The 13,129-nt window shown below is 54.7% G+C and carries 8 protein-coding genes; 5 read left to right on the top strand and 3 right to left on the bottom strand.

The window, feature by feature from the left end:
- Nucleotides 1–87: 87 nt before the first annotated feature.
- Complete coding sequence (locus Pla22_RS12310) at nucleotides 88–1,302, top strand: efflux RND transporter periplasmic adaptor subunit (RefSeq protein WP_146514878.1); 1,215 nt, start codon at nucleotides 88–90, stop codon at nucleotides 1,300–1,302.
- Nucleotides 1,299–4,481: an efflux RND transporter permease subunit gene (locus Pla22_RS12315; protein WP_146514879.1), complete on the top strand. Its 3,183-nt coding sequence runs from the start codon at nucleotides 1,299–1,301 to the stop codon at nucleotides 4,479–4,481. The genes Pla22_RS12310 and Pla22_RS12315 overlap by 4 nt, the downstream gene beginning before the upstream one ends.
- A gap of 159 nt (nucleotides 4,482–4,640) precedes the next feature.
- On the opposite strand, the gene corA is transcribed toward Pla22_RS12315, so the two are convergent.
- Nucleotides 4,641–5,822, bottom strand: coding sequence for a magnesium/cobalt transporter CorA (gene corA, locus Pla22_RS12320; RefSeq protein ID WP_207310339.1), 1,182 nt, complete (start codon nucleotides 5,820–5,822; stop codon nucleotides 4,641–4,643).
- Nucleotides 5,823–6,160: 338 nt separating this feature from the next.
- On the opposite strand from corA, the gene Pla22_RS12325 reads away from it, so the two are divergent.
- Together Pla22_RS12325 and Pla22_RS12330 are read left to right on the top strand one after the other, a co-directional pair.
- On the top strand, nucleotides 6,161–7,249 hold the full coding sequence (locus Pla22_RS12325; RefSeq protein WP_146514880.1) for a calcium/sodium antiporter: 1,089 nt from the start codon (nucleotides 6,161–6,163) through the stop codon (nucleotides 7,247–7,249).
- Nucleotides 7,246–9,021, top strand: a complete 1,776-nt coding sequence (locus Pla22_RS12330) for an SLC13 family permease (protein ID WP_165440619.1) — start codon at nucleotides 7,246–7,248, stop codon at nucleotides 9,019–9,021. Before Pla22_RS12325 ends, Pla22_RS12330 begins: the two co-directional genes overlap by 4 nt.
- A 117-nt stretch (nucleotides 9,022–9,138) precedes the next feature.
- Here Pla22_RS12330 and Pla22_RS12335 read toward each other — a convergent pair whose 3' ends face one another.
- Together Pla22_RS12335 and Pla22_RS12340 are read right to left on the bottom strand one after the other, a co-directional pair.
- Nucleotides 9,139–9,756 (bottom strand): tetratricopeptide repeat protein, encoded by a 618-nt coding sequence (locus Pla22_RS12335; RefSeq protein ID WP_242631966.1) that lies wholly within the window; start codon nucleotides 9,754–9,756, stop codon nucleotides 9,139–9,141.
- Between the two features lie 607 nt (nucleotides 9,757–10,363).
- Complete coding sequence (locus Pla22_RS12340) at nucleotides 10,364–11,662, bottom strand: serine hydrolase domain-containing protein (protein ID WP_146514882.1); 1,299 nt, start codon at nucleotides 11,660–11,662, stop codon at nucleotides 10,364–10,366.
- 226 nt (nucleotides 11,663–11,888) lie between these two features.
- On the opposite strand from Pla22_RS12340, the gene pgsB reads away from it, so the two are divergent.
- Nucleotides 11,889–13,085, top strand: a complete 1,197-nt coding sequence (gene pgsB / locus Pla22_RS12345; RefSeq protein ID WP_146514883.1) for a poly-gamma-glutamate synthase PgsB — start codon at nucleotides 11,889–11,891, stop codon at nucleotides 13,083–13,085.
- The last annotated feature ends 44 nt before the right edge of the window (nucleotides 13,086–13,129 follow it).

Consider the following 13,129-nt stretch of genomic DNA (forward strand, 5'->3'; position numbering starts at 1 on the left):
TCCTCCCTGGACGCGAGGGCTTGATTGAGCACAATAGTGTTTCATTCCCACCCCGCCACTTCTGGCGACCCTTAGCGACCTTTCGACATGAAGCTCTTGGCTCAAGCCATTGTTCGTTTAATCATTCCTTTGGCCATTCTTGCCGGAGGTGGATATGGGTATACCCTCCTTTCGGTCGAGGTCGATGACGGAAAAAGCAGGCCCACCAAAGAAGAAGCCGTCCGCAGTCGTGTTCAATCGCTGCATGTCAGTGACTATGACGTCAAGATTGAAACGCACGGCGTCGTTGGGCCGCACAACCGAGTGACCTTGAGCGCGGAAGTTACCGGCACGATCCGGTCTACTGAGCGTGCTTTTGAAGTCGGCTCGTACTTCAAATCGGGCGAGCTGTTGTTGCAGATGGATAGCCTCGATTACCAGACGGCATTGATCGTCGCTCGTGAGCAACATCAACTCGCCAAAGCGACTCTGAAGCTTGCCGAAACGGCTCACGAAAGAATGAAGTCGCTTTCCAATCGCAATAGCGCTTCGGATTCCGAGCGAGACAGTACATTCGCTGCATTGGTTCAGGCGCAGTCGCAAGTCGAAATCGCAGCGGCAGCGGTCGATCAAGCAAACCGCGACTTGCAGCGTACAAAGATCTACGCTCCTTTTGACGGACGCGTCGCGTCGAAGTTGATCGGAGTGGGGCAATTAGTTAGCTCCGGCACGGTTCTTGGTGAAGTCTTTGCCATTGACTACGCCGAAGTTCGCTTGCCAATTGCGAATCGAGAGCTCCGGCATTTGAAGCTTCCGGAGATGGAAGGCGACCCGACCGTAAGTGTGGAATTGCGAGACGCAATCGACAGTGACTCTGAAGCCGTATGGGATGCGAAGATCGTTCGCACCGAAGGCGCGCTGGATCCCGATTCGTTAGAGCTGTTCGCGATCGCTCGAATCGACGATCCATTTGCACTTAAATCTGACCATCGCATCCTGCGGATCGGACAACCCGTAGTCGCGAAAATACAAGGCGAAACCCTCCATGATGTGGTCGCGATTCCACGAGGTGCCGTTCGTCGTTTGGACATGATCTACTTGATCGACGGCAAAGAGCGAACGCTGCGATCGTTGTCGGTAGATCCCCTGTGGACCGACTCGGACAATGTTGTTGTTCCGGGAGGGTTGCTGCGTGAGGGCGAATTGTTGGCCACCACGACTCTCGTTTATGCACCCGAGGGTAGTGTTGTGGAGATCATTCCGGACGTTGACAGTGGGAACGCCTTTGCTGGTGAGCCGGCAGAATTGGAACCGACGCCATGATTCGTTGGTTCACCGTCAACGGAATCGCTGCTAATTTCTTGATGATCGCGATCATGGTCGCCGGCGGATACGTCGCGCTCAACCATGTTCCGCTGGAAGTGACTCCCGCACTAAGTTGGGACACGGTGATCGTCGAGATGTCTTATCGCGGGGGAACAGCGAAGGACGTCGAGCGGGCCATTTTGATTCCGATCGAGGAAGCTCTAGAAGGCGTCGACGGTATTGAATCGATTAATGCTGATGGGTCTCGCGGCGGTGCAAGATTCCACTTGGACGCTCGTCGAGGCAAGGATCTTCGCGAATTGATGGACGATGTCAAAGCTCGCATCGACACCATCACCACCTTTCCTGCGGAAACGGAACCTCCGCGAGTTTTCATCCCAGAGTCCGCGAACTATTTCGACATCTTAGAAATCGCGGTCATGGGCGACTTGTCGCCTCACGAAATGCGACGAGCAGCGCGGCGAGTTCAACGAGATCTGTTGGAGATGCCCGGAATCAGTCGCGTTGATATTGAGGGCGCGAAAGACGCCGAGGTATCGATCGAGGTGAACGTCGAAAAACTGTTGGCCTACAACCTAACCTTTCAAGATTTGGCCGACGCGATTCGCGGTTTTTCTTTGGACTTGCCCGCCGGTGCCATCGACAGCGACAGTGGCACGTTCGTCGTCCGCACGCGAGGCCAAGCTTATTCGGAATCTGAATACGCTGAGATTCCGATTCGTTCGTCCGCGGGCGCCGAAGTGCGACTCGGAGAAGTAGCCACGGTACGCGACGGGTTTGTGGAAGGCGACCAGAAGCTACTGTTCAATGGCAAGCCCGCACTGATCGTTCCGGTAATGCGAGTCGGTGGTGAAAGTGCAATCGACATTGCCGATAAAGTGCATGAGTACGTTCGCACAGCATCCACGCGTTTTCCGCCGGGGATCGAACTGAAAATCTGGGACGATGAATCGGTGGCCATTCGGCATCGGCTCAGCACGCTCGCATGGTCGCTGCTGCAAGGCGGTTTTTTTGTCTTGCTAATCTTGGGATTGTTCATTCGACCCGCTTTGGCGTTTTGGATCGTCATTGGAATTCCAGTTAGCTTCGCCGGTGCGGTGTTGTTCATGCCCTGGTTTGGGTTGACCGCCAACGTGATGAGTTTGTTCGGCTTCATCATCGTGATGGGCATCGTCGTCGATGATGCGATCGTTACCGGCGAGAATGTCTATTCAAAGATAATGGACGGTGTTCCACCACTCGAAGCCGCCGTGGAAGGAACTCGTGAAGTCGCTACTCCCGTAACCTTTGGTGCTCTCACCACGGTAGTGGCATTCCTGCCGCTGATGTTCTTCGACGGTACCTGGGGCGATTACGCTCGTCAGGTCCCGCCTGTCGTGGCACCGGTGCTTTTGTTTTCGCTGCTAGAGTCCAAGTGGATTTTGCCGGCTCACTTGAAGCACCTTCGAAAGGAAACGGGGAAGGGTTGGTTTTCAAGATTTCAAGCGGGCATCGCGAAGGGGCTTGAGCGAGCTATCGCGACGTTCTATCAGCCAGTTCTTCGTATGGCGGTGAGATTTCGCTACGCCGTGATAGCTGGGTTCATTGCTGTAGCAATGTTGATGGCCGGGTACTGCGTTGGTGGTCGATTGGGTTTTGTTGCGTTCCCGACGGTCGACAACACACGAATTAGTGCGTACCTGGATTTGCCCAACGACACGCCACTGGAAGTCACCGATCGCTATGTGGATCGCATTGAAAAAGCGCTGGACGAATTACGAGCCGAGTTTGTCGATCCAGGCAACGGACGCTCGATGGTGGGGAACGTCGTCCGGCTAACCGGCGCACGTCGGCCAGGTTCTGGATTTGATAAGTCACGCGGTTACATGGCGTTCGAAGTGTTGCCGCCGGACCAGCGGACCGTGCCAGGACCAAAGAATAGCGAGCTTGCGACACGATGGAGCGACCTGGTGGGCGAGATCCCCGAAGCGAGCCAATTCAAGACTCGCTCGGAAGACAAGCTTGTTCGCGATCGCGGCTATGACGACGAAGAACTAAACATCGAATTACGAGGTCCCGCGTCGCCTGAGAAACGCAAGGTCGCTCGCCAAATTAAAGCGTTGTTAGAAGGCTATGATGGGCTCAAGGATCAATGGGCGAGTATCAACGACGGGCAAGATGAACTGGAAATCAGTCTGAAGCCTCGTGCGGCTGAACTTGGTCTTACCCAAGCGATCTTGGCTAGCCAAATCCGCCAGGCGTTCTTTGGCGAGGAAGCGCAGCGCTTGCAACGAGGCGTCGATGATATTCGAGTGATGCTGCGATTGCCGCTCGAAGATCGTCGCTCGCTTCATACGCTAGATCGGTTGAAGATACGAACGCCCATTGGTGCTCAAGTGCCTTTGGATACCGTGGCAGAGATCAACTTTGTCAAATCCCCTTCGCACGTCGAACGCAACGACAAAGCTGAAATCCTTCGCTTAGGAGCCTCGCCAATCGACGAGGCCGTTGACGTGATGGGAATTGCGAAAGAGCTGAACCCGAAGCTTGATGCACTTTGCAGTGAAGCGGGCCTGACCTACCGATACCTGGGCTACGTCGCCGAAGCGGAACAAACCAAACGCCAAACGATCATCGGATCCACGCTGCTTCTGTTGACCTTGTACGGGTTGCTTGCGGTCGCGTTAAAATCGTTGGTTCAACCGCTGTATGTTTTGTTGGCAGTTCCCTTTGCGATCATCGGCGCTCTTTTGGGGCACATCTTTTTGGATTTGACACCTTCGTACTTGTCGATCTTTGGCATGTTGGCGTTGGCGGGGATCGCGGTGAACGACACGCTCGTGATGGTCGACTTTATCAATCGCAAACAGGCGACCGGCGTATCGCTGCTTGACGCTGCCCTTGAAGCGGGTGGCAAACGCTTTCGGCCCATCTTCTTGACCTCGATCACTACTTTCGTCGGTTTATTGCCGTTGATGATGGACGATTCAATCCAGGCTCAGTTCTTGATTCCTATGGCTGTATCGCTGGCCTTTGGCGTCCTGTTTGCCACCGGAATCACGTTGTTCCTGGTGCCGTGCGCCGTCATGGCGGGCGATGACGTAGGACGCCGGATCAAAGCGATTGCTAGGTGGTACATGTCGCCTCTCTCCGGTCGTTCCAACACCGCAACCAAAGCGGCGGAAGCTCAGAACTAGTCAAGCAACTCCGGTCAAGCAGGGTCGGTGTAGCAGCGCCGGTCAAGGAGCGTTGGTGGAGCAGCGCCGGGTAGCAACGTTAGTCAAGTACGAAACGGTGCTGTCGGTCAGTGCGTTCGCTTCATTGAACCCGTTGGTTTGTTGGCGACATTCTTGCGATCAGTGCGTGAGCCAACCTTTCAGGTACAAATACGTAAGCAGGCTTCCGGCCATTGACGCCATCAGCAGAAGTGCGAACGGATAGCCAAAAGCCCAACTCAGTTCAGGCATGTTGAACTGAGAAATGTTGCTGTCGAAGTTCATCCCGTAGACGCCAGCAACAGCGCCGATCGGCATGAACACGGTGGCAATGATGGTGAGAACTTTCGAAACGTCGTTGTTCTTTTCACCCAAGATGGCGAAGTAGAGTTCACGCAGTTCGCCGCACGTTTCGCGGTCCGTGTCGGCGGCTTCCATCAATCGCTGCAGGTGGTCTTGGCAGTCGCGAAAGTAGAACGATGTATCGGCCGCAATGAATCCTTCACCTTCGCGAACAAGGTCGTTGATAGCTTTGTGATGCTGGTTGACCGTCTTGCGAATCGACAACAAGTCAGCGCGAATTTCGTGCAGGTGCAGTGGTAGACTTCGGCTTTCAGTTCCTTCGAGTCGATGTGAGATCTCATCTAACTCAACTCCATAACGTTCCAACACTGGAAAGTAGGAATCGACAACCGCATCAATGATCGCGTAGGTCAGGTAGTCAGCGCCTCGACTTCGAATTCGTCCAAGGCTATTCGAGATCCGGTTTCGCAGTCCGTCGAAACAATCGCCAGGTTTTTCTTGAATCGTGATCACGACGTCGTCGAGCAAGAAGATGCTGACTTGTTCGGTTTCAAATTGTTGGTTACCCGTTGGCATCCTAACGACGAAGAACAGCGACTCGCCGTAACATTCCAGTTTCGCATGTTGATAGACATTGGCGGCATCTTCGAGAGCCAAGGGGTGGATGTCAAAGCGTTTGGCCAGTTCCTTTAGCGTGGTCACATCGCCGACACCATCGATGTTGATCCATGTTACTGGCCGCGAGTTCGTCATCTTGGGTTTGCTGGTTTCGACGCCTGCGACATTGTCAGGTTCGACTCGTCGCGGCTTGACCTTGGCTTCACCGATAAGGTCATCGAGTTGGTCGACGGAATTCACGGTCTGGTCGGTATGGCTGCGTCGCTCGTATTGGATGACGCGAATCTTTCCGCGCGCCACGCCCTCACGCTCGACCAATGTGCCCGGTACGGTGCCGACAACGACCGAGGGGCGCTTGCGACTGCGACGACGGGGCAAGAACGATTTTGAGAAAAACGGCAAGAGACACCAACGCAAAGGTAAGAGACGATTTGCCACGAACCCTTTCGGGGGTTCGCCAAGAAAGTTAATACGCTGCCAGCGAACCGCGAGGCAAGGGCTTTCTCGTTTGGCTGTGATCCGGGCGAGTGAAACTCGTTGCGCCCACGATAGGGACCGCCGTGTCGCGGAAAGCTCGGACCTGCTGGACGCTCGGACCTGCTGAGCACTCGGACCTGCTGAACGGGCGCGAAACTGACGAGGAAAACTTTGGATGCCACTATTCAGTTGGTCAACGGCTACTAGAATGCGCCGATTCTGTTCGATTCCGTGTCACCGATTGAGGTTATCTCTACCCGTCTATGGTTTACCTTTGGCTGCTGCTTGGTTTGGTGGTGTTGGTTGTGGGAGCGGAGTTGTTGGTGAGAGGTGCGGTCACCCTTGCTGAGGTAGCCAGGATCTCGCCGCTGGTGATAGGGCTGACCGTTGTTGCGTTTGGAACAAGCGCGCCGGAGTTGGCTGTTTCGACCGTTTCGAGTCTGAAGGGCGATTCGGCGATTGCGTTGGGCAACGTCGTTGGCAGCAATCTGTTTAACGTTTTGCTGATCCTTGGAATATCGTCCGTGATCGTTCCCTTGTCGGTTTCGTCCCAGCTCGTTCGTCTCGATGTGCCAATCATGATCGGTGTGTCGGTATTGGCATGGCTGGCGGCTCTCAACGGAAAGATCGAACGTTGGGAAGGAATCGGCATGCTGCTGATATTCGCGGGTTACACCGGATGGCTGATTCGTTCGGGGCGGAACGAATCGCATTCCGCAAACCCTGATTCAGAGCCAGCGGCACGTGTGACTTGGACGAAGCTGGTTGCAAACGTCGCGTTGTTGGCAATCGGATTGGCGATGCTCGTTTGGGGCGCTAAGTTATTGGTCGATTCGGCAACGGCCATTGCACGAGCGTTTGGCGTTAGCGACATCGTGATCGGTTTGACGATTGTGGCCGCCGGAACTTCGCTGCCGGAATTGGCGACATCAATCGTGGCGGCCGCTAAGGGGCAGCGAGACATTGCGGTCGGCAATGTGGTTGGCAGTAACGTGTTTAACTTGTTGATGGTGCTTGCGACGGCCTCGGTGGTATCCGGGACGGGCGTGCCCGTAGCGTCACAAGTCATTTGGTTTGACTTCGTGGTAATGGTGATGAGCGCCTGCCTGTGTTGGCCGATGTTCTTTAGCCACGCGACGGTCAGCCGCACCGAAGGCCTGTTGTTGGTTACGCTCTATCTAGCCTACACGTTACTCTTGATCGCGGAATCGCAGTCATGGCCTGGGGTGGCGAACGCGAAAGCAGGCTTTGCGTTCGGCGTGTTTCCGATCGTTTGCATCATAGTCTCGGTGTTGGCTTGGCGGAGTCGCGGCGATCGAATCGAGCCCGGGGCCAAGCTGGAAACATCATGAACTACGAAGCTTGGTTGACGCTTAGCGTTGTCGGCGTGTTGCTGCTGGCGCTATTGAAGAATTTAGCGCCCACCGACGTTTTGTTTGTGGCCGCGACTACCATCCTTGCCGTCGCGGGCATCATTTCACCGGAAGAAGCGTTCGCAGGGTTTAGCAATTCGGGAGTGTTGACCGTCGCATTTCTATTTGTGGTGGTGGCGGGTCTGCGCGAAACCGGCGTTCTGGATCATGTGGGGCACCATGTTCTTGGGAAGGCGAAGTCGCGAGGACAGGCGTTCTTTCGTTTGTCGGTGGCGGTGATGCCGATGTCCGCGTTGCTCAACAACACGCCCATCGTTGCGATGTTCGTGCCAATCGTCATGGACTGGTGCCGCCGCAACCAAGTCTCTCCGTCAAAGCTGTTGATTCCTCTTTCCTACCTAACCATTTTGGGCGGAACGTGCACAGTGATCGGTACGTCGACCAACCTCGTCGTCAACGGACTGATGATTGAAAACGGGTTACCCGGAATGGGCATGCTTGAACTGGGGAAAATCGGTGTGCCTTATGCGATTGTGGGGGCTTTGTATCTATTTTTCCTCGGCGGGAAGTTGTTGCCCGATCGTGCTGAACTGTTGGAACAGCTAGGCGAAGCGAGACGAGATTACGTGATCGAAATGAGCGTTGAATCGAACTGCCGATTGGTTGGCAAAACGGTTGAGGACGCTGGCCTAAGACAATTGCCTGGCCTATTTCTGATTGAAATCGAACGCAACAGCGAAGCGATCACTCCGGTCCGTCCCGAGGACCGAATTGAATCGGGCGACCAATTGATTTTCGCGGGAGTGGTTTCGGGGATTATCGAACTAGAAAAGATCGCTGGGCTCGTCCCCGTTGCCGAATCAAGTGTCGAGCTTTCGGTGAGCGAACGACGCAATCGCCGGATGTGCGAAGTGGTCGTGTCCCAGAACTCGTCGCTTAATGGCATGACGATTCGGGATGCGGAGTTTCGATCTCGATTCGGTGCGGTGGTCTTGGCGGTGCATCGTTTTGAACGAAGACTCGAAGGAAAGTTGGGCGACATCCAGCTTCAGCCCGGTGACACACTCCTGATGCAAACTCAGCCTGACTTTGTCCAGGCTCATCGACACGACCCCGCGTTTTACCTCGTCAGTATGGTCGATCAGTGGCGTCCGGTTCGTCGCGACCGGGCCTGGATCGCCTTGACGGTGTTCATGATTCTGATCGTGTTGATGGTTACCAATTGGATTCCTATTTCGATTGCTACTGGTTTGGCCGCAGTGATGATGGTGGCTTTGCGCTGCTTGTCATCCGATGGGGCTCGTCAGAGCATCGAGTGGCAATTGCTGATAACCATTGCAGCGTCTTTCGGCGTTGGAGTGGCGCTTCAAAATTCCGGTGCCGCGTCTGGGATTGCGAACGTAATCGTAGAAAACACTCAGACCCTGGGCCCACTAGCAGCGTTGGTGATGCTGTACTGCTCCGCCTCGATATTGACCGAAGTGATCACCAACAACGCCGCTGCCGTCTTGTTATTTCCTTTTTGCCTCGAGTTAGCAAAGCTCTACTGCGTTGACGCGCGACCGTTTTTAATTGCTCTTACGCTCGCCGCATCCGCAAGTTTTATGACACCCATCGGGTACCAAACCAACATGATGGTTTATGGTCCGGGCGGTTATCGGTTTGCAGACTTTTTGCGAATCGGAGCACCGCTGAACGTGGTGCTCGGAATCGTTGCCGTGATTTTGGTGCCTTGGTTCTGGCCGTTTTGATCGCCTCCGGCGAGCTTGCCGCACTACGCGAGTGCTAACAAGTTTTCGTCAAGGAATCGGCGTCGTTTGGGACGCCGATTCCACATGACGTTCGGGATTCGAGAGCCCGTCAAAGTGCTAAGCTGCCATCTTCAGCGACGCTTTGCGAGGCTTGCTGGGGCCTGCGGGGTTGGGCAATTCCACACTGAAGTCAAACTCGCCCGGTTCGAAATCGAGCTTGATATGACACTTCGACGGTTCAACGCCGTTAAGTTTCCAGTCGAGCCAACGAAGCCAAGACAACGATTTTTCCCACTGGGAAATGGCCGAGTGAAGCCTCACCGCCATGATGTGATCTGGGTCTCGGGTTGCTGCCAGGACTGACAACGCTCCACTTGGAAACCCCTTCATCAGCAAGGCCGTCGCAAAATTGCGTTTGCATGCGTTGCTCACTTCGACTCGTTCGATCAACGTTCCTGGCATTAGGACGAATGATCGGAACACATCGACCGCAGGATCAACACGTCCAAGTCGCATCAGGCAAACGCCCAACGCGTTTCGAACTTGAGTATCACGACCGGCTGACGATAGCAGGTTCGCCGCGGCGGTATATTCGCCTCGGTGGATCAAGTGCCATGCTTTTTGCAGGGCGGGATGGATTGCCGAAGGGGATTCGCCGTGAGATGGATTACCCTCGGCTGACTTTGAATTGGTTGGTTGTTTCGTAACATTCTTAGAGTGATTGCGCGCAGACATCGTAGTGACTTTCATAATTCACGGGAAACGTAGAGATTGAGATTTGTTTGAGACGCGGCGCGCTCTCAAATCTGCAATCGCACGTTCATGGTCACCAGAGTCGTAAGGCAACGATGGGGTTGGGCAATGAAACCCAACCGCTCATAGAAAGAAAGGCTGGTTAAGCCGGTCGAACAGTAGGCCGACGCTATCCAGCTCAAAGAGCTAGGGAAAACACGAGCATCGGGTCGGCTTACCGGGGCCGTTACGTTGGGCGGCGTGACCCATCGCTCAATCGCATGCGAGGACGCGGTCAGTTCCGCAGTTACGCTTGCATCAGAAAGACAGTGCAGCCCATTGGCATGCGCCGAGCCAGCCGGAACGACCTGAACCAACGCAGCCAAGAGGACCAAGAAGGTCAGTAGCCGACTTGATACGAACCATCGCCGACGAGCAAAAAGCCTCGGAGTCGAGAAGCGTTGGGAGAAGTCGCAGCGGGCCATGGTTTCGCGAAGTATGCGGTAGTAGCATTTGATCTATCGTCAAACACAACACCGATCAATTAAATTATCTCTTGCTATGCAACGGCGGCAAGTCCATTCCCTGGGGAATGTTGAAAAGGGCATCGCTAGCGCGCCGCAGGACTGTCTTTCCGAAGCGGTCGCCAACCAAGGATCGGGTCCATCCAATCCTTTTTAAGTGTTTGCTGCCAGCTCGCCGCGTCCTTCGCGATCACCTTCTCGGATTCCGGGATCGCTTCGCCACTGCTGTAACGCTGTTGAGTAACGATGATCCCGATGGTGTCCGTGGAACGATCCAACCAGAACATCGTTCCGCTCGATCCGGTATGCAGAATCCAAGTTGCCAAGACTCCGTTTTCGTTCTCAATGACTTCCGATTCGGAATCGCTCGCCGCCATCCTATTCGCTGGTCCTAGGGTAAAGCCGATGCCATAGTAAGCACCGGGTCGCTTGCGTCGGTATTGATCTAGCAACGCTTCCGGCTTCGTCCATGGTTTTCCGTCGACCCTCCCGCCGTTGCGATGCATCAACATGAACTTGGCCAAGTCGTCCGCTGTGGTCACGATCCCGCCGCCGACCGAGGCGTACTTGCCCGGTGAAACGATTCGGTCATCGAGTTGTCGACGGAAGAATCCATCGCTTCGCCAACGCCAATAAAAGCTGGCCATTTGCTCGCATTGTTCCGAGCTGGCGTAGTACGTCGTACTTGTCATGCCGAGCGGTTGGCAAAGCCGTTCTTGCAGGACTTCTTCCAACAATTTTCCGGTGACGACTTCGACAATGCGTCCGGCAATGTCGTAGCCGATTCCGCTGTAGGCAAACTTGGAACCGGGTTGCCGAGCCAGCGGCATTCTTAGCTCTAACTCAACGGCTTCCTCTAGCGTCATGTCTTGGGTGCGGAATTCAAGCCAAGGCCGTCCACCGGGCTCTTCGTCGGCGATGAAGCCTCCGGTGTGATGCAGGCACTCACGAAGCGTAGGCATTCGCGTAGCAGGTTGTGAGTCCGACATTGAAAGTTGACTTGCCATCGGCAAGTACGCGTCGATCGGTTGATCCAAATCCAGCGAGCCGTCTGCATCGAGTGCCACCACCAGAGTCGAAATGATTGACTTCGACAGCGACGCCGCATGAAAAGGAGTGTCCAATTCAAAAGGCAGTTGGCGTTTGATGTGCCGATAGCCAAACGATTCCTTCAACACGACTTCGCCCTGATGGATGACGATGACGATCCCGCCGGGGACGGATTCGTCTTCGACACTGGCGGCGAGATAGGTCTGCAACTGATCTCGTGATTTGAGCGAAAACCCATGTTGTTCCCAGCTTCCCAATGGCATGTCTTGTCCGTTCAAAGTCGAAACCGAACACAAGAGTGCCAGGAAGGTCTGTAATAGTCGAAGATGATTCATCACCGGAGTTTAGTCAGTGACAGGTGACAGGTGACAGGTGACAGGTGCGGGGCAAGGATGCGAGAGGGCGATCGAGGAGAGCTGCCAATGATGAGGTGAGGGTTGCTTCAACGAGAGACCCTTGATCCCCCCTTGGCAAAGTGCTGGGCATCAGTTCACACTTCGGATCTACTCTTCTGAACTTCTCGCTTGCGTTTCGCAATCTAACTCAACCCCTCCATACTGCATGACCGCAGAACTTGCCCTTCTTGGGACCGCTGGCGCGGTGATCGCCGGTGGATTGATGGAATCACTATCACACCGTCGACGTTTGGAAAAGATTCCGATTCGGATCCACGTCAATGGCACACGTGGAAAGTCTAGCGTCGCTCGCTTGATTGCTGCGGGAATGCGTGCAGGCGGAATTCGCACCTGTTGCAAGACCACCGGAACGCTGCCTCGGATGATCTTGCCCGACGGTACTGAGTATCCGGTCTTTCGGCCTTCCCGAGCAAACGTGATCGAACAAGTTCGGATCGTAAAGACAGCAGTCGAATTTGAATCCGAAGCATTGGTGCTTGAGTGCATGGCGTTGATTCCTTATCTGCAGTGGCTTTGTGAAGACAAGCTCGTCCGAGCGACTCATGGCGTCATCACGAATGCCCGCGAAGATCACCTTGATGTGATGGGACCTAGTGAGCGGGACGTCGCTTGGGCACTAGCCGGTATGGTTCCGGTCAATGGGAAGTTCTTTACGGCCGAACGAGATCACATCGACGTATTCGATCACGCCGTTAAGGATCGCGGTTCTGAGATGATTGCGATTACCGAAGCAGACGTTGGAAAGGTGACGCCACTCGACCTAGCCGGGTTCTCGTACGTGGAACATGCCGAGAACGTTGCTCTTGCACTGCGAGTTTGCTCGGACGTCGGCGTGGAACGTAGCGTGGCACTGCGAGGGATGTGGGAGGCCAAGCCGGACCCGGGCGCGATGGTCGCTTATGAGATGGATTTCTTTCATCGACAAATCAACTTCGTCAACGGCTTTGCCGCGAATGATCCCGAATCGACTCAACGAATATGGAAGATGGCGTTAGAACGCTATCCGGATGTCGAAAAGAAGATCGCGATCTTCAATTGTCGCGCTGACCGTCCAGACCGCAGCGATCAACTCGGCGGCGTGATTAAAGATTGGCCGGAAGCGGATAGCTACCTGTTGATCGGAACCGGAACGTACATTTTTGCTCGTGCGGCCACGAACGCTGGGATCGACCCGTTGAAGTTGGTGTTCGCCGAAGAGCAAAGCGTTGATCAAATTTTTGAAATGATCGTCGAGCTTTCCGAAGGCAGCAGCTTGGTCATGGGCATGGCCAACATTGCTGGAGTCGGACTGGATCTCGTTCGCTATTTCGCCAATCGAAGTCGCCGTCGCGCGTTCAAGTAACCGACGGCAAACACCATTCACTTTAGTTGTTTCTGGTGCTTTAC

Source organism: Rubripirellula amarantea (genome assembly GCF_007859865.1).
Classification (GTDB): Bacteria; Planctomycetota; Planctomycetia; order Pirellulales; family Pirellulaceae; genus Rubripirellula; species Rubripirellula amarantea.

Excerpts from the sequence above, each read along its gene's own strand:
- Pla22_RS12310 (WP_146514878.1), top strand. The coding sequence starts at position 88 with ATGAAGCTCTTGGCTCAAGCCATTGTTCGTTTAATCATTCCTTTGGCC.
- Pla22_RS12315 (WP_146514879.1), top strand. The coding sequence starts at position 1,299 with ATGATTCGTTGGTTCACCGTCAACGGAATCGCTGCTAATTTCTTGATG.
- Pla22_RS12325 (WP_146514880.1), top strand. The coding sequence starts at position 6,161 with ATGGTTTACCTTTGGCTGCTGCTTGGTTTGGTGGTGTTGGTTGTGGGA.
- Pla22_RS12330 (WP_165440619.1), top strand. The coding sequence starts at position 7,246 with ATGAACTACGAAGCTTGGTTGACGCTTAGCGTTGTCGGCGTGTTGCTG.
- Pla22_RS12335 (WP_242631966.1), bottom strand. The coding sequence starts at position 9,756 with ATGTCTGCGCGCAATCACTCTAAGAATGTTACGAAACAACCAACCAAT.
- Pla22_RS12340 (WP_146514882.1), bottom strand. The coding sequence starts at position 11,662 with ATGAATCATCTTCGACTATTACAGACCTTCCTGGCACTCTTGTGTTCG.
- pgsB (WP_146514883.1), top strand. The coding sequence starts at position 11,889 with ATGACCGCAGAACTTGCCCTTCTTGGGACCGCTGGCGCGGTGATCGCC.